Source organism: Streptomyces sp. NPDC050636 (assembly GCF_040654775.1).
Lineage (GTDB): Bacteria > Actinomycetota > Actinomycetes > Streptomycetales > Streptomycetaceae > Streptomyces.
In genome coordinates, this window is record NZ_JBFAIP010000041.1 from 25,916 (window position 1) to 46,246 (window position 20,331).

A 20,331-nucleotide genomic window follows, 5' to 3' on the forward strand; every position below is an offset into this window, starting at 1 on the left:
CAGCGGCCGGCGCGCTGTCGGCTCCGTCAACGATGATGCGAGTACCGGCTCAGTCCAGTACGGCGAGGTGGTCGGCGGCGCCCCCGCGCCACTCGATCAGGAAGAGGGTCGCGTCGTCACTGGTGCTTCCGCCCCGTTCCTCCTTCAGTCTGTGGGAGAGCGATCGCACCACTGCCCGCACTCCCTCCTCTGCGTGCTCGATGTGGTTGACCCAGTGGATGAGTTGTTGCTCGCCGAACTGCTCTTCGCCGGCTTGGTGCTCCTCGATCAGGCCGTCGGTGAAGCACAGCACCCGGTCGCCGCGTTGCAGTCTCTGCTCGCTGACCTGGGGCTTTTCTCCTCCGAGGCCGACCGGCAGGGTGGTCGGGCCCTCCAGTTGGCGGAGGACCTGGTGGTTGCGGATCAGCAGCGGTGCGGGGTGGCCCGCGTTGACCCACTGCAGGTGGCCCGTTGCGATGTTCAGGCGCATCATCTGCGCGGTGACGAAGTGTTCGGGCCCGAACTGCTCGGCGATGGCCTGGTCCATGAACGCGTAGATCTCGGACAGGTCGATGCCGGCACGTCTGGAGTGCCGGTAGGCGCCGATGGCGACGGTGGCCATGGTGGCAGCGTTCAAGCCATGGCCCATCGCATCAACCACGGCCACGTGCAGGATTTCGTCGTTGAGTGCGTAGTCGAAGCTGTCGCCGGCGACGTTGTAGGCGGGCTCCAGGATTCCGGCCACCGCGACCTGCGGTACGGACATTGCCAGCGGCGGTAGCAGAGACCACTGGATCTCCGCAGCCACGCTCATGGGTGCGCGGCGCCGGGTGAGGAAGAACTGGTCGGTGTAGCTGTGCTTGGTGACCAGAATGTCGGCGATCAGGCCGGCGAGCCTGCGCAGCAGGCGCCGCTCGTCGTCATCGACGGTCTCCAGGGTGAGGGCCAGCACTCCCACCTGGTCACTGCCGTCCAGCAACGGTAGATACATCCGGACGCCGTCAGCCTGTGGTACCTCGATGGGGGTCGCGTTCAGGAAGGCCTTGCCGGCGTGGGAGTCACCGATCAGCTCGGGCTCGCCGACGGCCAGACGCCTACCCGGCAGCGGCATCAGTAGCAGCTGCGCATAGTCCTGCAGGAGGATCGAGACATCCCGGCCACCGACCCTGGCCACCTCTTCCGCGATCAGCGGGGCGATCAGCTGCGGCGGCATCTCGTGTGCCCGGTCCAGGAGCACCCCCAGCAGCCGCTCGCCGAACCCCTCCGACCGGTCCACCGTGTCTTTGCCAGGCTGCCGATCACCCTCCGCCATAGCCTTGCCCTTTCGCCTGACCAGCCTGAATTCGCCTTCATCTGCCGAGTCGGCGGTCTCCGATGAGTGGGTCACAGGGCAGCCTGGTGCCGGGCTTCGGTGCACTTGCTCGGCCGACATGCGCGCCAGGATCCGCTCGTTCCCTGCCGTCGCGCCGGCAGTGCGCGAGACCCCGATGTCTACACACCGGGGCCGACCCGTTCACCATGTTATGCCTGAGCTGCATACCCGGCATAAGGTGCTTTTTGGGTAATCCGACCCTCGATCGGCAAGGGCTCAGCGCCCGAATGGACTGTGGAGAGCTGCAAGGTATGACCACGCGCTTCACCCAGGGGCCTTCCGTCGCTGAGCTGCCTGGCCGAGGAACTGGCCCTGCGGCTCCCGCCGAGCGAGGCCATGGTCACGCTCTTCGAGGCGTTCGATCTGGGCACAGGACAGCTTGGGGTGGCCGGCCGGAGAATTGCCTCGTCAAGGGGGCGAAGACCAGTTGCAGGGCCGTGTGGTCAGCTGAGGAATGACAGCCGGACTTGGCGTTCTGGGTTGTCCCGGTCGGTGTTCACCAGTACGACGGACTGCGAGGCCCCCAGCTCCAGCTCACCGTCGACTACGGGCAACGTTGCGTGGGGTGGGACCAGAGCCGGGAGCATGTGGGCGCTGCGGTGGCCAGGACTGCCGTGGCGGCCTTGCCAGCGGTCGTCCGCGGGAAGAATGTCGCGGAGGGCCGCCAACAGGTCATCGTCGCTGCCCGCGCCGGTCTCGATGACGGCCAGGCCGGACGTCGCGTGGGGGGTGAAGATGTTCAGCAGTCCGTTTTGCCCGTGAGCGGCCTCGCGCAGGAACGCGGAGCATGTGTTCGTGAGGTCGTGCAGGGTCTCGGTGGAGCCGGTTGTGATGTTGATCGTGCGGGTGGTGAAGGTGCCAGCCATGGTTCACCCGTACCCGTCGCGGAGCCTGAGCGCTAACGGCCGGATGGGTTGTTCCTCCGGAACTCCGCGAGTAACGGCACCTGGAGTACCTGGCTGCTGCGTAGTCCGGGGCAGTAAAACGCCCCTATGGGAATGTGGCAGTCGAAGGGGTTCGGACGCTGCCTGAGCACAACCGTGCGGTTCTGGTGATCTCAAACGATCACGCAGTCGGCCGTACGAGGGCGACGCATCCTCATCTCACGGGCCGGCGACGGCGTTGATCGAGTACGGGTAGGAAACCTGCTGCCACAGCGCGGTGAAGCGGTAACTCGGACGGGCATCCACCTGGGGCACCCGACCGTCCGACGTCAGCGTCTTCGAGCTTCCGAAGGAACCGGAGCGGCTGATCAGGCGAGCGCCGACCTGCTGCGCCGAGTACGGAGAACTCGGCGTCTGGTAGACGAGCATGCCGTCGCCATCGTCATCGAGGGCGATGTCGGGCCGGTCGTTGAGCCCGAGGACGGTGGTGGTTCCGCGGGTGCCGCCTGCGGACAGCTGCCGCCCGAGCATCTCAAGCCGGCTGCTGCTGTTCCACCGGGTCCACACCAGCATCGAGTCGCCGTCGAGATCGGTTGCGAGGGAGTGGTGGACGCCCACGTTGTCCGTGGACGACGAGATGCGAAGAGGGCTTCCCAGCGTGCCGGTCCGGCTCCAGCGCGAAGCCCACAGCTGAGGGCGGGTACCGCCACCGGAGCGGTAGCTGATGACCGCGTCACCGTCGCGGTCGACACCGACCCGCACCATGCCGAATCCGGCGTACGACGCGATCGACGAGGTGAGCACCTTCGTCGAGGAGACGGAATCCGGCGTGATGCGCTTGGCCGCGACGGTGGAACCCTGCACCCATGCGACGACGAAGTGGCCGTTGCGGTCGACGCCGATGCCCGGCTTTTCCGCCGAGCCCGAACCAAGGGTGATCGCCGAGCCGACCGTGCCGTCCAGCTTGAGTCGGCGCGCCACGGCGTACCAGCTTCCGCCGCGGCTCTCCGACCAGGCGACCAGCGCCGTTCCGCCCGGCGACACAGCCACCACCGGGTTGGTCGCAGGCGCCGAGGTGGAAAGCTTTTGTGTGGAGCCGACGAGGCTGCCGGAGGCCGAGACCCGCCGGCCCACGACGTGGCCGTCCTGCTCCCAGGCCACCGCGGCGTCGCCGGTGTCGTCGGAGTCGACCTCCGGCCAGGACACCGAGGCCCCCAGGGGTGACAGGTTGCGGATCGAACCCGTCGTCCCGTCGGCACGCTTGGTCCTGGACTGAATCTGGTAGTAGCAACTCGGCGTCGCGGGGTCGCAGGCTCTCCAGACCTGGAGGGCATCACCTTGCCGGTCGACCGAGACCCGGGGTGAATCGTCGGCTGTCCAGCCACTGGCGGACACCTTCCACGCCGAAGACCACGCGGCCTGGGCAGGCATCGTTACCGCCACGGCTACTGCGATCCCCACCGCCACGGCGGCGGACCCCCCGGCGATAACGCGGGCCTTCACCGAACGCCGATGACGTGCTGCACGCATAGCCACTCTCATCACCCCTTGTCATAGCTTTGAGCGCAGCCGCCACACATGCGGCCCAAAGCATCCAGCGCCGCCCGTTGGTGAAACATCACAGCGTTATCGCGAAAAGTGATGCAGGTCACTGCGGGTGCGCGGTTTTGGGCAGGAGCGGTGGATCGCTGCGGAGTGCGGCCAGTTGGTCGGGGTGTCGCAAGAGAGCGAGGACGCTTCGGTCGATTACGTCTCCGGCGGTCTCATGGCCCCAACGTTGAGCCCACGATGAGCCCTTGGATCATGCGTCGGCGTTATTGGGCAACGCGTGCCGAACGAGCGGTTGCCTGTGTCGACTTGCATCGACGTGGCTGATCAAGCCGTGTTACCTTCCCTCAGCTTTCGAGAGGCTGGCGCCGCGACGACCCCCATTCCGCGATGCATGGCCGCCCTCGTTCTCCCCTCAGCTGGAGGTATGACGTGGCTGCACGCCACAAACCAGGTCATAGACGTACCCTCATACGCGGCGGAATCGCCGCGACCGTTGCGCTCGGTCTCGCGGCCGGAGGCGCATCGATTCTTCTCTCCCAGGCTCAGGCCGAGTCGGCCCCGCTGGTGATCCCGGCGCCCGACCGTTACGCGCCGACCGGCAACCCGGTCTACGGGGCCGGTACCACGGGGGTCCTGGAGCGGCGTGAGTCGGCCACGGCCGCCGCGATGGGCGACTACCAGTGGACGACGTACGGCGGGAGCGGCACATTCGCCGGCCCCGCTTCGGACACCGTCACCGCCACCGCCTCCGACATCGTCAGCGCGTCCTTCACGGACCGCGTGACGCTGAAGGACATGAAGGCGGGCACGTCCACGACCCTGACCCTGCCCGCCGGACAGCTCTTCAAGGGCAGCTTCGGCGACGCCGTGCTCACCGCCACCCGGGATGAGGGCGGCGCGATCAACGGCCTGCACATCCTGCGGAAGACGGCCGACGGCCTGTCCGACACCCCGGTCACCGGCCTGAACGGCTGGGTGGAGCGGTACGACACCGTGCTCGGCGGCGACACCCGCTCGGTGGCGATCTGGTACGCGGCGCCCGACGGCACCCATGGCGTCGGCCTGCTGGACCTGGAGTCGGCGAGCGTACGGCCGGTCCTGCCGGGCGCGACCGGAGGAGCCGGCGCCCGTGTGGTGTTCTCCGGCACGCGCCTCGCCTGGTACTCGCCCGAGGGCGGGAACACCACCGTGCGCGTACTGGGCCGGGACGCCCTGGACGGCCCGGAGACCAAGGTGACGCTGCCGGCCGGCGGCGAAGGCACCGCGCGGATCGGGCTCGTGGGCGATTCGCTGCTGACGACCTGGGACGCGCCGGAGAAGGACGGCGATCTGCTCCAGCGCCGGGGCGAGCCGCTCAAGGCCGTCCCGCTCGCCGGCGGCGAGGCCAGGACGCTGCTGCCGCATGCGCACGCGGAGATGGCCCAAGTCCCCGGCGGCGGCGTCATCGTCACCGGTGGCGACTCGGCGCAGGACTGGGCCGTGCGCAAGGTGATGGCCGCCGACGACGGCAGCCTCGCGCTGACCAAGCTGCGGGATGTGGCGGTCAAGCGCGCGGCGGTGGACGAGGTTTCGCTGACCGCGGGACAGCTGGTGACCACGGAGCGGGACAGCAACTACCTCGCTTCCCTCTACCAGCGGGACATCACGCTCGGCGCGACGCCGAAGGCGGGGGACCGCTCGCTGCTGGCACAGCCCGATCCGCAGGCCACCGGGGACGCCCAGAAGGAGTTCTACGCCGCATACGTCACGGGTACCGGTGACGGTCGGTACGCGCTGACCGCCAAGGGCGAGGACGGCCGTTACGCACTGGAGGTGGTGGCTCCCGGCGGCAAGAAGACGGCGGTGCAGCCGGCGGACCCGGCGACCGGCGAGCAGCTGCCGGCGGACGTCCGCACCTGGGTGACCGCCGCCTCCGGCCGCTACGTGGTCTTCGGCGACCGCCAGCGCCAGGACAGCGACGTCCAGTACGTGGTCGACCTTGAGGCCACGGGCGGCGCCAAGGTGATCCGCGCCTACAAGGGCCGCGGCGGACTCGCCGTGTGGGGCACAAAACTCTGGCGGGCGGGCGAGACGGCGGGCACGCTCACGTCCCTCGACCTCAAGAGCGGTGCGACCGAAACGGTGCAGACCGGCGACGACTGCGTCCCGGTGGACGTACAGGCCGTCGGCCGCTGGGTGTCCTGGGACTGCAAGCTGAACATCTCGGGCGGCCACGGTGTGTACGACCGCGTGTCCGAGGAGCAGTGGCGCGGGCCCTACAGTGGCACGCTCGGTGACGGCTACGTCCTCACCCACGACACCGACAACCAGCGGCTGCTGGTGACGCCCATCGGGGACGCGACCAAGACCATCGCCCAGACGCCGGAGTGGGCGTCGGGCAAGTACCTCGACGCGGACCGTTTCGGCACCGGCATCGCCTTCCTCGCGGACAACAGGAAGGACCTCCAGATCTTCGATCCCGGGGTGCCGACCTCCCCGCTGACGAAGATCGAGTCGCGGGTCGGGACGTCGGTGAACCTGAAGTCCGCCACCGCGCCGACGTGGCAGGCGGCCTGGCAGCTCTCCAAGCCCGCCACCGGCGCCAAGGTCACCCTCAAGGACCGTACGGGCAAGGTCGTCCGTACGCTCGACCCCACACGCAGCGGCGCGGCTCTCAAGACCACTTGGGACGGCCGTACGGACTCCGGCGGTTGGGCTGCCGACGGCACCTACACCTGGCAGCTGAGCGCCGCCCCCGAAGACGGCTCCGGCGCCGCCCTGTCGCTGACCGGCACGTTCAGCCTGACCGGCGGCATGCGTGGTTTCCATGACCTCAACGGTGGCTCCGGCGACCTGTTGACGCTCAGCTCGTCCGGCTACCTGACCACGCACTACGGCAACGGTACGGGGGCCTTCGACACCAAGGCGTCGGGCAGCGGCTGGCCGGCCGGCACGGTCGCGGTCCCGTTCGGCGACATGGGCGAGGACCGCTGCAACGACCTGCTGGTCCGGATGCCCGGCGGCGAACTCCGCCGCTACACAGGCAAATGCGCGGGCGGCGGCTACACCCCGTCGAGCGCGCACACCGTCCTCGGCACGGGCTGGGACCAGTACAACCTGCTGACCGCGCCCGGTGACCTCACCGGCGACGGGCGCACCGACCTGATTGCCCGGCAGTCATCCACCGGGGACGTCTACCTCTACGCGGACGATGGCACGGGCGGCTTCAAGGCGCGTACGAAGATCCGCACGGCGTGGACGGCGTACACCCATCTCGTCGGGGCCGGTGACCTGAACGGTGACGGCCACGGCGACCTGCTGGCCCGCCACACGGACGGGACGCTGTACCGCTATGACGGCACGGCGGACGGGCAGTTCAAGAGCCGGGTCGTGGTCTTCACCAACTGGGGCTCCTCCTACAACGCCATCGTGGGTGTCGGCGACATCACGGGCGACGGCAAGACGGACCTTGTCTCCCGCGACACCAGCGGCAACGTCTACCGCAACAGCGGTGACGGCAAGGGGTCGTTCAGCGGCCGCGCGCAGATCACGACCGGCTGGCAGGGCTACAAGGGGCTGTTCTGAGCAGGTAGTTGACCGATGAGTGGATAGCCGGCGATGGGGCCCGTGCGACTCGATGTCGCACGGGCCCTTCGCTGTTCGTCAGGCGCCCGTCAGGCAGCCCTCAGGCGCCCGCCATGATGGGGTGGGACTCCTGAGCACGGATGTCCTCCGTGCCCCACGCATTCCGCGGTGTCGCGGGAACGGCCGCCGCGGTGTGGTGGCGGCGGGCGGGCGGAGCCTCAGCCGCGGCGCTTCTCTGCCGTCACGGTGAAGTCGCCCCGGATACCGTTGCCGACCATTCCCGGCTTGCAGGCGGTGGTGTACGAGCCGGCCTTGCTGACCTTCACGGTCATCGTGCGGGACGTGCCGGGGCCGATGCCCTCGACCTCGCTGACCACCTTGTCGTCCGGGCCGTAGAGATAGAACTCGGTGATCCTGCTGCCCTCGTTGGCGACCTTGAACGAGATGGACCCGGCTGGAGCGGATGTCCGGGAGAGCTTGCAGGTGTCATCTGTGGCCTGGACCGTGATGGCTCCCGACTTCGCGCCGCCGCCGTCGCCGCTCTTCTCGGCGCAGGCGGTCAGAAGCGCGAGGGGGCCGACGGCAAGTATGGCCATGGTGGCAGGACGGGTCAGGCGGTGGGGCACGGCGGGCTCCTTGTGCGATACGACGGGGTAACGGAGGCGGGCGCAGTGTAGGGGGGAGGACGGCCTTGCTGTCCAGATAGTGACCCTCCCGCTGCCCCTGGGTGAACCTCAACCTCTGCTGATGGCATTTCAACTTCCTTGAGGCCAGGGCAGAACCGTCTCCAGTGTCCGTTATGTGATGGGTGTCCGCATCACGGGATGGGTTGACGAGCGCACATCAGGAGCTTAGGTTCGCCTCGCCTTACTTCCTACCGAAGGTTTCCAGCCATGCCTAGATCCAGATTCCCGCTGCGTTCGCTCTCTCTGGCCGTCCCGCTCGCCCTCGCCCTGACCGCCTGCGGCGGCGCCGATTCTGGCAAGGCGGAGAACGGTCCCGCCAAGGGCCAGGCGAAGGAGACCGCACCGGCCGGTGTGGCGCACCAGCACACCGTGCTTGAGGCGGAGATCGCGGCCAACGGCGGCGAGACCAAGGCCGGCGAGTACCGCGTCGGTTACATCGTCGAGGCGGCCGAGCCGTGGTTCGAGGCCAAGGGCGGCAAGGGCGGCAAGCACGCCGGGCACATGATGGACCCGGAGCTGGTCAACCGTGCACCGGCCAAGGACGAGACCCACCACATCGAGATCATTCCGATGGAGGCCAAGACCGGCCGCATCGTCCCGGATGTGCCGATCCGCCTTGAGGTCATCGACGACAAGGGCAAGGTCGTCCAGGCCCAGGACCTGAACTTCTACTACGCCGAGTTCTTCCACTACGCCAACAACTTCTCCATCCCCAAGAACGGCAAGTACACCCTGCGCGCCACGCTGCAGCGGCCGACGTTCCTGCGGCACGGCGGCAGCGGTGAGAAGCCCGCGCTCAGCGAGAAGACCACCGCTACCTTCCGCAACGTGGAACTCAAGTCGGGGAACTGACCGGTGGCACCGACCACCGACAGGCCGACGGCCGCTCCGGCTCCCCTGAGCCCCGGGGTGCCGGGGTGGGCCGCGCCTGCCGACGGCGGTGGAGCCCGCGAAAACCCACCCACACCGGTCTGGGCGCTCGCCGCCCTGGGAATCCTGAGCTGCGCCGCCCTGGCGGCGGCCTGCTGGGTGGCCGGTCACCTCCACGCCGACCCGCCGCTGCAGATGGCCGCCCGCTTCCTGCATCTCGTGGCGCTCGTCGTCGGTTTGGGCTCCGTGCTCGCCGTCGACTGGTTCGCCGTGCTGTGGATGCTCGGACGACGACGGCTGGCCGATGTCCTGCGCACCGCCTGCGCACTGCAGGTCCCGATCTGGCTCGGACTGGCCGGGCTGGTCGTCACCGGCCTGTTCCTCCGACCGGACCTGGCATCGCCGCTGACCCAGCTCAAGCTCGGACTCGTGCTGGCCATCACCCTCAACGGCCTCTACGCCCATTGGCTCGGGCAGCGCCTCGATCAGTGCGGAGAAGCCGGGGTGCCTCGTCCCCTGCGCATTCAGTCCGGTGTGGCCGCCTCCGTCAGCCAGCTCGGCTGGTGGGGCGCCAGCCTGATCGGCTTCCTCAACAGCCAGCCCTGACCTGCCGACAACAGCAGGTTCTGCCCTCCTGGCTCGACGCCACCTGACGACCACGTCTTAAGGAGACCGCGTGTTCGCCAACTACTTGATCGGCCTGCGCGAGGGCCTCGAAGCGACCCTCGTCGTCTGCATCCTCGTCGCCTACCTGGTCAAGACCGGCAACCGGAGCAAGCTGCCGCCGATCTGGCTCGGCGTGGGCATCGCGGTCGCCCTCAGCCTGACCATGGGCGCGGTGCTGCAATTCGGCTCCACCCAGCTGACGTTCGAGGCCCAGGAGGCGCTCGGCGGCGGCCTGTCCATCCTCGCCGTGGGCCTGGTGACCACCATGGTCTTCTGGATGCGACGCACCGCCCGCCACCTGAAGGCCGAGCTGCACGGAAAGCTGGACGAGGCCCTGGCCATCGGCACCGGCGCCCTGGTGGCCACCGCCTTCCTCGCCGTGGGCCGCGAGGGCTTGGAGACCGCTCTCTTCGTCTGGTCCGCCGCGCAGGCCACGGACGACGGAGCCCGCCCGCTGGCCGGCGCCGTCCTCGGCCTGCTCACGGCCGCCGTGCTCGGCTGGCTGTTCTACCGCGGCGCCCTGCGGATCAACCTCGCGAAGTTCTTCACCTGGACCGGCGCCCTGCTGGTTGTGATCGCGGCCGGCGTCCTCGCGTACGGCGTCCACGACCTGCAGGAAGCGAGCATCCTGCCCGGCCTGGACAACCGCCTGTTCGACATCAGCGCGACGATCCCGCCGGACAGCTGGTACGGCACCCTCCTCAAGGGCATCTTCAACTTCCAGCCGAACCCGAGCGTGCTCCAGGCAGTCTTCTGGGCGCTGTACCTGGTACCGGTTCTCTCGCTCTTCCTGCGGCCAACCCGCCCGCCGGCCGCCACACCAGCAACGGCGTAGTACCTCTACACCTCCATACCCCTAAACCCCTGTACCCCTATACCGCTCAGCAGCCGACGCAAAGGGTCCCCCCCCAATTGCCAGGTCGACGATGCACAGAACAGGTGGCGCCGTTCCGCTGTGCGGCCGCTTCCCTGCTGCCGTCACACCGCCCGCCCGTTGCCGTCCGCGGACGGTCACCGCACGCTTCCGGTGCGCGGTGGGAACGACCGGCGACGCAGCGTCGTGAGGCCCGCGTTCCCTGTCACGATCTGCTTGGCGCCTTGATGAACCGCTGCCGGATCGCCTCGACCACGGGCCGTTCGTGCTCGAACCCCGCAGGCCGGCTGCCTCGGCTTCCTCGCCGTTGACGGTTGGCCCGCTGGTTCTCCGGTTCCGGGATGGTGATCTGCCGACGGCGAAGGTAACGACGGTTGCGGCGGGAGCTGTACGCTTTGCCGCCGCTCACGTCGTCCGGCCGTGTGCGTGGGTGTCCGCCACCGGAGCGGGGTACACACGCTCGGTCCAGGACCGGAATCATCTGTGGCGCGCCCCCCACTGTCCCGGCGCAACCAGCAGGGACAGAGGCCGCAGCCCGCCTTCACCAGCCAAGTGGATCTTCGTGCTCAACCCGCCGCCCACACTCGCCAGGGACCAGTCGATACGACTCTGTTGATCGGTGCCGGTGATCCTTCCAACGCCCGCCCCGACCAGCGTTCCTTGGCAATTGCGGCTCCAGCCGAGCCCATTCGTTGTCAGCGAGATCGCCCCGCCCCAGATTGCCCCCGTTGATGAGGCCAGGAAGCTGCATGGCCCAACCGAGGATCGGGTTGGGTCGGCCGCCTGCCCTCGGATCAGATTCGCGGACGCATAGGGGTCGGCGAGACCCGCAGTGTGGGTCGCGGCTCAACGGAGGCCATCCGCCTGGGAGAAGCCGACCAAGATCTTCTCCCGGATTTCTCCCAAACGATCACCGGGAACGAGTCAGGGGCCCGACCCACTAAGTGGATCAGGCCCCTGACCTGTTGTTCCTTCAGTCGGGGTGGCGGGATTTGAACCCACGACCTCTTCGTCCCGAACGAGGTTCGGTCAGGAGCAACACCTGCCTGTTTGACGATTCCGCAGGTCAGGGTGTTGGGATCGGTGGGTTTTGCGTGGTGCCGGGAGGGCTCGGGGAGCGGGTCGGCTCCCAATCGGCTCCCAGGAGGCAGAGGGGGAGTGCTTGTCACGTGCTGGCTGTGGCGCGCGGATGGCACGCACCCCGAAAATGTTCTGGACAATGAACAAGCCCCAGATCTCCGACCTGGGGCTTCTGCCTGGATGGGGTGACGGGAATCGAACTCGCGCAACACCGTTAGTGACCGTGACTGACCGCTGTGTTGGGCACGGAAAGGGCACGCGTGCAGGCAGCTCTCTGTGCGCCGATTCGAGCGGTCCTCGATGGCGAGGAAGCTGCGAGGTGTGGAGGGCTCCAGCCTCTGATTTGCGGATGCGAGGCGCCCGGTTCTATACGCGACGCGCGCAGAGCTTGACGGCGAGTCCTCGTGCGTTGGCGTACGCCAGTTCATCTCGAAGTGGCTTGCTGCCCAGGTGTTCACTCGTTCGTGCCCAGCGACGGGTCTGGGCCGAAGTCACTGACTTCCATGGTGGCGTGCCCGCCAGGTGGGCTGCTGAGTACGCCCCGGACGCGCACCGGGACGCCTAGGTCGTGGCAGCGGACCGCTTGGTGGTAGTTCCTGTCAGGGAGGTCGATCCAGACCGTCCTGCGGCGCCGTTTGATCAGCGTTTCAATGCCTACCCGGCCGGTCTCGTCCTCGGGGCGTCGGCTGAGGTCGGTGATGACGCCGTAGATGATGTGCTCGTGGGTGTAGAGCTGGGTTTTCAGGTGGTCTGAGACGCGGTTCACAATGTTGATTGCGGCCTCGTTGAACTCGACGTGAGGCGAGGAACCGGGTGGTGGGGCGGCCACTTGAGACCAATTGAAGGTGATGTCCAGAGCAGCGACGGAGTCGGACTTGACCACTTTGCTGAGCGCCTGGCACAGCTCGTATGAGACGCCCTCGCCGACCGAGTCGGCGATCTCGCTGGGCGTGGGTTCCCTTTCGGCGCCGACCATCTCCTCCAGCACACCGAGGGCACGGGACATAGTGGCGGTGACACGCCGGTCGAAGAGCGTCTCCTCGACTTGGATGTCGATGTGCTCCTGCTGGGGTGCGTATACGTCTTCTGGAGAGCGGGCCTGGCTGATGATGGGAACGATGTACGAGCCGCGGCGAGTCTGGCCCAGTCGAACCTCGCGGGCCTGGTCGCGGGCCCGGGTGGGGAAGTTACGGAAGTGACCCTGACGACGGATCGCCGCCGCTGCCGAAGCCACGCGCAGGCGCCTGGCGGAGAGGAACAGCTCGTACCCAGCCTCTAGCGGAATGGAGCCGTCGCTCAGGGACGGGTGGGAGGCCCTGAGGTCGGTGACATCGTGGTAGACGGTCGCGATGGCGGAGTGCACGGCGTGCACCGTCCGAGATTCGATCCGGGCCAGATCCTCCACGAGGATGCGGGTCCGCTTGTCGAAGTCTGGGGCACCGGGTTTCATCGGGACCAGAACGACTTCTTCGGCTGGCCCGGGCAGGCTCCACAGTTCGGCGAGGGCCCCGCCGGACACAGGGGACCAGCCGGTGACCTTGAGGTAGCTGCGGATCTCCTCGGGAGCGAAGTCGAGCTTGCTGTGCATCACGTCAGTTCACCCCCCAGCCAGCGGCGTTGGTCATGCGGCGCGCCGCGTCGAACATGGTGCCCATGGCCTTCACCGTGAGCGGCTGGTGTTCGGGCAAATGGATCGCCGTGGTGACATTGCTCTTCGCCTCGGCCATACCCTGAAGCGAGGCCCAGTAGCCGTGGCAGGCCAGGACGATCGATTCCGGCTGGTGGGTCACCCAGCGGCCGATGTCCGGCGGGACGATCAGCAACGCGAGGTGGCCGGGGGCAGAGCGTTCTGGGTCGCGTAATTTGTTGTACGTCTCGACGTCGAGCGCGAAGCTGTAACCGCCGCGGACGGCACGCGGGCTCTGCGTGCACTTGAGCTGGATATCCACCATCAGACCGCGTGAGCGAAGGGTGACGTCGACGCCGTCCTTGTCGACATTCCAGTCGCAGATCGTGTAGCCGCCCTGCGTGGCGAGCGCATGCACATAAGCACGGCTGACTTGCTCCTTCTGCCAGCTCGTCGCCTCTGCCGCCACTGGCGCCCCTCCCCGTCGTGTGATCGTGAGGATAAGGGGACGAGGCTGAGGGGGGAATAGTGCCTGCGGAATGTGCATGTCAGTGTCGACTAGGACCTGAGCGTTGTACATGAGCCACCCCTTGAATCAAACGTATGACCCTATTCCCTTGTTTACCAGCGAGGTCTGACAGTGGACTTCATTGTGGATGGCTCAGCCGACGCTGACGGGATAGGAAGCGCAGCACCGTCGGCTTCGGTAAGAGCTCCCAGGTATATGGAGAAGCCCCGCAACAGGGCTACTGATCCGCCGGCTCGTTGCCACTGGTGAGGGGACTGGGGCAAATCCAGCCGCAGAATCACTGCCGAAGGTCGTCGAGAGCATCGTTGTCGTCTGGCCGCTGGTTCAGCTCACCGCTGGCGACTGACGTACTCGTGGAGCATGGGCCTTTGTCGAGGTGTTGGGCGTTCTCTTGCTGGACCGTGGTGAACGCCGTCGGGCAGCTCGCCACGCTCCTCGTCGTGGTCATCTGCGCGGATGGGACCCGGTCGGCCAAGTGGAGTCTGCCTGTGTGCTGCGGCCGCCTATGTCGGCCTCTACGCTGTGCGCTTCGTGCGCGAAGCATTGGGAGCGGGGCGCGTCGCAGCCGCTGACAAGGAGGCCGCGGCTGAGCACCGTTCCGTTACGGGTGCCCAGCCGCCCACTCAGGTCTCCATCAAGACATCCAGCACGGCGGCGCTCTAGAATTCCGGCCTCGCATGTGGCATGCCCTCGGACGAGCGACTGCCGCACGCGCCGTCCGTCGGTGGACCAGTGAGACGGTGCCGGCGGCGTCTAGGTGTGTTGTCCGGGCATCTCGGCGGCCTGGCGAAGCAGGGCAACCGGTTGGTCCACCGCCGTCGACCTGGTCTTCATCCCGTAGGGCTCCTGCTCGTCCTCGTTGAGCACTTCCCGGCTGTTCGGGTCGCGGGCGATGTGGACCTGCATATAGGGGACGGTGTCTCCGGGTGCGAAGAGTTTGCCCTCATGCCATTTCGGGATCACCCACCACATGGCCGCCCATTCGGGAGCCTGGATCATGTTCATGATCGCGCTGCTGCGGTAGATCCTCGACCGGTAGCGAAAGAGGTCATCGCCCGGGTTCGCGAGCCACCGTGGCGCGTCCCAGAGGTGCTTCCTCCCGGCGGAGTCCACGTCCCACGAGTACTCGATCGACTGCGGGTAACTGTTGGAGAGTTTGCAGCGGTCCGCCCGTATGAATGAGATGTCCGCAGAGAGCTGGACGCGGCCTTGGCCGGAATTCAGCGGCACTTCGATGACGGCCTGCTTGGAGAAGTCGTCCCCGGGGTCGAGGTGGCTACCTGCAGAGGTGATCTGTCCTGCCGCGAGCATGCGGACGGGGTGGTTGAAGTCCTCGTGGCGGTAGGTGTCCCAGCCGTCGCCCAGTTCGTCCCGCCACCGTGATGGTCCGGTGCCCTTCTCGCGGAAGGTGCTCGGCCAGATCGTGGCCGACCACTGCGTTCCGATGACGAAGATGCTGCTGGTTCCCTCGTTGCGGAACGTGAAGTGGGCCGGCACGTACAGACGGGTGCGGGCGGCGTTCAGGGTCGGCTTCCCGAAGGAGGTCATGAAGGGGACTTTGGGCGGGGCGACGTACGGGGTGTACATGGCGGAGTACGCCACGCTCGCGGAACCGATGAGAGCCGACAGGGCGACTCCGGTCGCGAAACTCTTGGGGTGCGGGATCCCCCGCCAGACTTTCTGACGGCTCACTTCCCACAGTGCCCAGGCGGACCACGCCACCAGGGCGATCCAGAGCCAGAACAACCCGGCGTGATAGCCGCCTTCCCACTGCAGGATCAGGAACATCAGGCTTGTGACGGTCACGATGACGACGCCCAGCAGTACGCACTGCCCCGAGTACCGGGTGGCCCGCTTGCCCCAGTGGTCGAAGACTGCTGCTGCCGCGACCGTCTCCAGCAGCGCGCCGGTCAGGAACACCACCCCCATGACCCGCCCGCCGAAGGTCAGTGCCCTGAGTGCGTCCGAGAGCCCCACCCGGAACAGCACTGCGGCGGACGCCAAGAGCCCGAGCATCATGAAGCAGGCTTGGGCGCGCCTCCACCAGGGGCGGTCCGGCCACAGTTCCGGGTCGGCCCGCCATCGGACCTCCCCCGGATGGCCGAGGTCGATGTCCGCGGGCATTCCTGCCTGCCGCAGCACCCGGCGGAGGTCCCGCGGTGACCACGCCCGACCCACGGTCTTCCCTGCGACGCTGACCTCGCGCAACCCCCGGCTGTCGGGTGCGTGCACGATGACCTGCGGCCGGCTGGACGTCATGCCATCAGGATCGGCGCGGCGCGAGCGGGTCGCAGCCTGCATGGGCATCCGGGTGACCCCGACGCCCCGGCGAGCATTTTCGTCCTGCCTGGTTTCAAAGGCTTGCGATGCTGGGCTGACGCCAGGCTGCTGAGGTTTGCACAGGCGTGGGCAGAGCAGCAACTGCCTCTCTGGCGGCGCAAATTCACACCCAGGTGCCCCACTCGTGGCCCAGGTCACATGAAATGCGTCTCGCGGTTCGAGAGTGCTTCGCGCCCACGCGGTGCAGGCGGCGCGGGAAAGGTCCTCCGAGCAGGGCATTCCTGCGAGTTGGGCACGCGGAGGGTGCGGAGAGGTCCGATACGTCTAGACAACGAACAAGGCCCAGGTCTCCGACCTGGGCCTCAACTATGGAGCGGGTGACGGGAATCGAACCCGCGCTCTGAGCTGGGGAATCAGGGGGCTTTCGGGTGCCTATGCGCACGGCGGTGCACTCGGCCCCGGAACGGGAGCGTTTCCGCAGGGGGAGTTTCGCTGCGCGCCACGGGCTCTGCTGCCGACGGTACGCCGATTGCTTGCGCGAAGGGATGTGCCTGCCAGGCGGAGGCGCGGTCGCCCCCAGCACCACGCCGGACACCACCGCCAGCGTCTCGTGCCGGATCTACCGCGACGCCGACGGACGCACCACCGGTGCCCCCAGCGTAGAACAACTTGCATCCGCCATCCGACGTGCACGCCAGGGCGAGTGACACCGCCCCCGCAGCACGGTCGGCCATTCGGACACGGCAGAAGATCCGGGTCCCCAGAGTCGGTCCGGGCCGCCCCCCCCCCGCAAGAAGCCAGCCGGCGTCGCGGCTGATAGGCATACAGCAACAGGCCGTGCCGCGAGTACCTGCGGCGACGGGGCATCCGCCCCACGATTCTGGAGAAGTCCGATTCCCGGGCCGCCCGACTCAAGCGCGGATCCAAAAGCGGGCGGCCACCAGGCTCCGGCAAGGAGCGGTACAGAATCGCAACACCGTAGAACGGGCGATCAACAGGCTCAAACCCACCGTGCCGTCGCAACACGCTACGACAAGATCGGTTACGTCTATCTCGGCACCGTAACCGCCGGCTGTAACCGTCTGGCTTCCCACACCGGCATTCACTCTGCCACCCCAGCCTATGCCGGAGATCAACGGCCCACCGCGACCCGCAAGTGATCGCCCGGACATGACCTAGAAGGGAAACTTGGTGGGCTGTGACCGCTTGCAGACCCGGTCACGACTCACTTCTTGACGTACAGGGACTGCATAAGCGTCCAAACATCGGCGACCTGCACCATCTTCTCGTGGCACACATACCGACGCCACTTTGCTCCGGATACTCCTCGGTCGCCCTCCTTCCGGCAGGAGGCGTCGTCACCCATGAACGAACGCTCAAGGACATACCCGACGGGGGGCTTCCAGTCAGCCTGGGTCCCGGTGGGCGCTTTCATTGCCAAGGTCGGATGGGCCGGCACAGCCTGCGCGCTGCCCTGAGTGGCGATGGCGAACGCGACTCCCGTCGCGGCGATGCCCACAGCCGCGACAATTTCTTTGATCTTCATGAGTTCCTTTGCGAACAAGATTCTTGCCAGGCAATTGCCCGTCGCCTGACGGGCATCGGCGCCAGCCGAACGAGGCGAAGATCATCACACCCCGCGCCAGGAACACAAGAGATTATTTAGGCCACCAAAAACGCAATACTCCGAATTTCAACCTTCGAATGGTGGTAGGGGTGCCGATACGCGGACTGGTACTCGGCGAGCTGAGCCACGCTCGCCCCGCGGTAGATGGCTCATGACTGACAGAAGACGTGCCGCGATGCGCGAGTCACTCTAAGCCGGCGGTGCACGACTGCCCCTCTTCCAGTTCCGCTGAAGCCCCAGACCTCGACCCGGCCGAAGTTGTGGCTGCGTGCCTGAAGGAGTCGCTGGCCACCTGACTACCTGCACCGCCTACTGGCTCAAGCGCCCGTCGCTCCACCGCCCGCCCCTGCCGGGCCTGTGCCAGCAATTTCGAGCCATCCCGGGGCCCTTCGTCCGTCGCCACCACTCGGTGCAGGTGAGCCAGCGCCCACCGAGCCCGACACGCCCACACACGCCCAGACTTGGCACTAAATGCCCACATCGAATCATGTTGAAATTTGCATCAATTCCGCGTCATATTCTGTGATGCGCAACGATCAGCCACACGTTTGCAACGAAGAGGCATTACGCCAACCTCGGGCGGCTCTTAGGCTGAGCGTCGTTGATCTTTGCTGGTCACGGCGTTAACGGGGGCACTTCCGTGTCGGAACCAGGTTCAGAGCTGACCACTCTGGCCACCACGTCAAGAAGCTCTGCGCTCTTTCGGCGCAAGCAAGTCGAACAACTGATCTCGGAAGGCGGCCAAGGCCAAGGGGGCTCGCTGCACCGCTCGTTGGGCGTGTGGCAACTGACGATGCTCAGCGTCGGCGCGACGCTGGGCACCGGAATCTTCGTCGTGTTGGGTCAAGCCGTACCCGAGGCGGGCCCCGCGGTCGTCCTCTCTTTCGTTATCGCGGGCCTGACTGCCCTGTTCTCGGCGCTCTCATACGCGGAGCTGGCCGGCGCTGTGCCGGTGTCCGGGTCCTCTTACTCCTATGCGTACGTCACTCTTGGTGAACTCGTCGCCTGGATCTGCGGGTGGTGTCTGATCCTTGAATACGGGGTGTCAGTCGCGGCCGTAGCTGTGGGCTGGGGCCAGTACTTGAACGAGCTGCTGGACGGAACCCTCGGGGTGACGATCCCTGCCGCACTGGCTTCACCGCCGGGTGACGGCGGCTACTTCAACCTCACGGCCTTGCTCGTTGTACTGCTCGCGATGGTCTTCCTGCTAGGCGGAGCGAAGGAAAGCGCCCGCGCGAACACCGTCATGGTCGTCGTGAAGATCGCGACGCTGGTGCTCTTCTGCGCGGTGGCATTCCTGGGCATCCGGGCCGGCAACTATGCGCCGTTCATGCCGCTCGGTATGGCCGGCGTCAGCGCTGCCAGCACGACACTCTTCTTCTCGTTCGTCGGCTTCGACGCTGCTTCCACGGCGGGTGAGGAAGCGCGCAACGCGCAACGGGACCTTCCGCGCGCCATCATGCTCTCCCTTGCGATCGTCACGTTGCTGTACTGCCTCGTGGCCGCGGCTGCTGTGGGCGCCATGCCCTGGCAAGGCTTCAAAGGGTCGGAAGCCGCACTTGCCGAGATCATGAAAAGCGTCACCGGCCAGAGTTTCTGGGCCGTGCTGCTGGCAGCCGGAGCTGTCGTAGCCATCGCCAGCGTGGTCCTGACCGTGTTGTTCGGACAAACTCGAATTCTCTTCGCGATGTCGAGGGACGGCTTGGTCCCCAGGGTGTTCGCCCGGGTCCACCCGCGCACGGGCGCCCTGCGCGCCAATACTGTGATCGTGTCGCTCTTCTGCGGCCTCCTCGCCGCTGCAGTCCCTCTAGGGCAGCTTGCCGAGGCTACGAGCATCGGCACCCTGTTTGCCTTCGCCCTCGTCAACGTCGCCGTGATCGTGCTGCGGCGGACCCGCCCTGACATGCCGCGTGCCTTTCGTGCCCCCTTGTTTCCCCTCGTCCCGGCCATTGGCTTCATCCTGTGCTTGTGGAGGATGTTCGACCTTGACGCCGTGACGTGGAAGGTCTTCGGGATTTGGATGGCAGCGGGTCTCGCGTTCTATTTCGGGTATGGCAGACGTCGCTCCAAGCTCGCTGCAGCGGGAGAGTAATCCTCCAGTCGTGAGCAAGACGAACGACATTGACGAGTCCATAGTGCGAGCCTTGTCAGGAGATGCTCGCCGCTCATACGCGGACATCGGCGTCGAGGTCGGCCGCTCCGCTCCAGCGGTTAAGCGTCGCGTGGACAAGCTGTGCGAGGAAGGCGCGATCCTGGGCTTCACCGTCCGGATCAATCCACACTCGGCCAGCCGGCAGATCGAGGGAGTCATCGAGCTCTACTGCCACCGCAACACAACACCCGAGATGATCCGACGCGGACTTTCGAACCACCCCGAAGTGGTATCTGCGTCCACCATTACTGGGGATGCTGACGCCCTGGTGCACGTCTCAGTGTCAGGAATCGGGCACTTCCAGCAGGTGCTACAGCGTATCGAGGACGAGCCTTTCGTTGAGTGCACGAAATCCTCGCTGATCCAGTCACCACTTATCCGCAGGATCAGCGACGCCCCGTCCATAGATTAATGCGCAACAAATTTGCGGACGGGCATTTTTAACGAGTTTTTTGCGCCCAGCTTCGGTTAATTGTGATTTCGAACACTTGTTCAAGATCGCTTCGCCCTATAAGGTCATGAGCGTCACTTATGACCACGGGGGGTGAATTCTCAACCTCCGAATATAAGTGCATCGTTAAAGAGGGGAA

General features: G+C 66.7%; 14 protein-coding genes and 2 pseudogenes. 7 read left to right on the forward strand and 9 right to left on the reverse strand.

What is annotated here, in order from left to right:
• Window positions 1-49 precede the first annotated feature (49 nt).
• From AB0I10_RS25460 to AB0I10_RS25470, 3 genes are all read right to left on the reverse strand, one after another.
• Window positions 50-1,291: a PP2C family protein-serine/threonine phosphatase gene (locus tag AB0I10_RS25460; RefSeq protein ID WP_363154926.1), complete on the reverse strand. Its 1,242-nt coding sequence runs from the start codon at window positions 1,289-1,291 to the stop codon at window positions 50-52.
• Between the two features lie 503 nt (window positions 1,292-1,794).
• Complete coding sequence (locus AB0I10_RS25465; RefSeq protein WP_363154927.1) at window positions 1,795-2,217, reverse strand: YjbQ family protein; 423 nt, start codon at window positions 2,215-2,217, stop codon at window positions 1,795-1,797.
• Between the two features lie 237 nt (window positions 2,218-2,454).
• Window positions 2,455-3,441 (reverse strand): hypothetical protein, encoded by a 987-nt coding sequence (locus AB0I10_RS25470; protein ID WP_363154928.1) that lies wholly within the window; start codon window positions 3,439-3,441, stop codon window positions 2,455-2,457.
• Between the two features lie 774 nt (window positions 3,442-4,215).
• On the opposite strand from AB0I10_RS25470, the gene AB0I10_RS25475 reads away from it, so the two are divergent.
• Window positions 4,216-7,350: an FG-GAP-like repeat-containing protein gene (locus tag AB0I10_RS25475; RefSeq protein ID WP_363154929.1), complete on the forward strand. Its 3,135-nt coding sequence runs from the start codon at window positions 4,216-4,218 to the stop codon at window positions 7,348-7,350.
• A 218-nt stretch (window positions 7,351-7,568) separates the two neighbouring features.
• Here the strand turns inward: AB0I10_RS25475 and AB0I10_RS25480 are convergent, their stop codons facing one another.
• The gene (locus AB0I10_RS25480; protein ID WP_363154930.1) at window positions 7,569-7,976 is read right to left on the reverse strand and encodes a cupredoxin domain-containing protein; all 408 of its coding nucleotides are present in this window, start codon (window positions 7,974-7,976) and stop codon (window positions 7,569-7,571) included.
• Between the two features lie 267 nt (window positions 7,977-8,243).
• On the opposite strand from AB0I10_RS25480, the gene AB0I10_RS25485 reads away from it, so the two are divergent.
• From AB0I10_RS25485 to efeU, 3 genes are all read left to right on the forward strand, one after another.
• Window positions 8,244-8,888, forward strand: coding sequence for an iron transporter (locus AB0I10_RS25485; protein WP_363154931.1), 645 nt, complete (start codon window positions 8,244-8,246; stop codon window positions 8,886-8,888).
• Window positions 8,889-8,891: 3 nt separating this feature from the next.
• Window positions 8,892-9,512: a hypothetical protein gene (locus AB0I10_RS25490; protein WP_363154932.1), complete on the forward strand. Its 621-nt coding sequence runs from the start codon at window positions 8,892-8,894 to the stop codon at window positions 9,510-9,512.
• A gap of 70 nt (window positions 9,513-9,582) precedes the next feature.
• The gene (gene efeU, locus AB0I10_RS25495) at window positions 9,583-10,407 is read left to right on the forward strand and encodes an iron uptake transporter permease EfeU (protein ID WP_363154933.1); all 825 of its coding nucleotides are present in this window, start codon (window positions 9,583-9,585) and stop codon (window positions 10,405-10,407) included.
• A 307-nt stretch (window positions 10,408-10,714) separates the two neighbouring features.
• Here efeU and AB0I10_RS25500 read toward each other — a convergent pair.
• The 4 genes and pseudogenes from AB0I10_RS25500 to AB0I10_RS25515 form a co-directional block, all read right to left on the reverse strand.
• A pseudogene (locus AB0I10_RS25500) lies at window positions 10,715-11,164 on the reverse strand (IS5/IS1182 family transposase); the annotation flags it as partial.
• Between the two features lie 816 nt (window positions 11,165-11,980).
• Complete coding sequence (locus tag AB0I10_RS25505; RefSeq protein ID WP_363154934.1) at window positions 11,981-13,114, reverse strand: hypothetical protein; 1,134 nt, start codon at window positions 13,112-13,114, stop codon at window positions 11,981-11,983.
• Between the two features lie 4 nt (window positions 13,115-13,118).
• Window positions 13,119-13,622, reverse strand: a complete 504-nt coding sequence (locus AB0I10_RS25510) for a DUF4365 domain-containing protein (protein WP_363154935.1) — start codon at window positions 13,620-13,622, stop codon at window positions 13,119-13,121.
• An 813-nt stretch (window positions 13,623-14,435) separates the two neighbouring features.
• A complete protein-coding gene (locus tag AB0I10_RS25515) occupies window positions 14,436-15,941 on the reverse strand; it encodes a hypothetical protein (protein WP_363154936.1) in 1,506 nt (501 codons plus the stop codon).
• 768 nt (window positions 15,942-16,709) lie between these two features.
• Between AB0I10_RS25515 and AB0I10_RS25520 the strand changes: the two are divergent.
• Window positions 16,710-17,032 (forward strand): annotated as a pseudogene (locus AB0I10_RS25520) (IS5/IS1182 family transposase); the annotation flags it as partial.
• Between the two features lie 155 nt (window positions 17,033-17,187).
• Here AB0I10_RS25520 and AB0I10_RS25525 read toward each other — a convergent pair.
• Window positions 17,188-17,508: a hypothetical protein gene (locus AB0I10_RS25525; RefSeq protein WP_363154937.1), complete on the reverse strand. Its 321-nt coding sequence runs from the start codon at window positions 17,506-17,508 to the stop codon at window positions 17,188-17,190.
• 742 nt (window positions 17,509-18,250) lie between these two features.
• Here AB0I10_RS25525 and AB0I10_RS25530 point away from each other — a divergent pair.
• Window positions 18,251-19,681: an amino acid permease gene (locus tag AB0I10_RS25530; RefSeq protein ID WP_363154957.1), complete on the forward strand. Its 1,431-nt coding sequence runs from the start codon at window positions 18,251-18,253 to the stop codon at window positions 19,679-19,681.
• A gap of 10 nt (window positions 19,682-19,691) precedes the next feature.
• Window positions 19,692-20,153 (forward strand): AsnC family transcriptional regulator, encoded by a 462-nt coding sequence (locus tag AB0I10_RS25535; protein ID WP_363154938.1) that lies wholly within the window; start codon window positions 19,692-19,694, stop codon window positions 20,151-20,153.
• Window positions 20,154-20,331 lie beyond the last annotated feature (178 nt).

What these genes read in the sequence shown, in the direction of transcription:
- AB0I10_RS25465 (WP_363154927.1), bottom strand. Translation starts at nt 2,217, where the DNA reads ATGGCTGGCACCTTCACCACCCGCACGATCAACATCACAACCGGCTCC.
- AB0I10_RS25515 (WP_363154936.1), bottom strand. Translation starts at nt 15,941, where the DNA reads ATGACGTCCAGCCGGCCGCAGGTCATCGTGCACGCACCCGACAGCCGG.
- AB0I10_RS25460 (WP_363154926.1), bottom strand. Translation starts at nt 1,291, where the DNA reads ATGGCGGAGGGTGATCGGCAGCCTGGCAAAGACACGGTGGACCGGTCG.
- AB0I10_RS25525 (WP_363154937.1), bottom strand. Translation starts at nt 17,508, where the DNA reads ATGAAGATCAAAGAAATTGTCGCGGCTGTGGGCATCGCCGCGACGGGA.
- AB0I10_RS25505 (WP_363154934.1), bottom strand. Translation starts at nt 13,114, where the DNA reads ATGCACAGCAAGCTCGACTTCGCTCCCGAGGAGATCCGCAGCTACCTC.
- AB0I10_RS25485 (WP_363154931.1), top strand. Translation starts at nt 8,244, where the DNA reads ATGCCTAGATCCAGATTCCCGCTGCGTTCGCTCTCTCTGGCCGTCCCG.